Origin of the sequence: Rossellomorea aquimaris (assembly GCF_001877785.1) — a bacterium.
Lineage (GTDB): Bacteria > Bacillota > Bacilli > Bacillales > Bacillaceae_B > Rossellomorea > Rossellomorea aquimaris_A.
Genome location: NZ_MINN01000068.1, coordinates 1 through 264, shown reverse-complemented (window position 1 = coordinate 264; position 264 = coordinate 1). Strand labels below are relative to the sequence as shown.

The following is a 264-nucleotide window of genomic DNA, read 5'->3' as shown; positions in this document are numbered from 1 at the left end:
CCATCTCCCAAGGCTAAATACTACCTAGTGACCGATAGTGAACCAGTACCGTGAGGGAAAGGTGAAAAGCACCCCGGAAGGGGAGTGAAATAGAACCTGAAACCGTGTGCCTACAAGTAGTCAGAGCTCGTTAACGAGTGATGGCGTGCCTTTTGTAGAATGAACCGGCGAGTTACGATCCCATGCAAGGTTAAGTCGATGAGACGGAGCCGCAGCGAAAGCGAGTCTGAACAGGGCGAATGAGTATGTGGTCGTAGACCCGAA

1 rRNA gene is annotated in these 264 nt (G+C 51.5%); it reads left to right on the top strand.

The features are described 5' to 3' along the window. Nucleotides 1-264 (top strand): 23S ribosomal RNA (locus BHE18_RS02800); the annotation flags it as partial.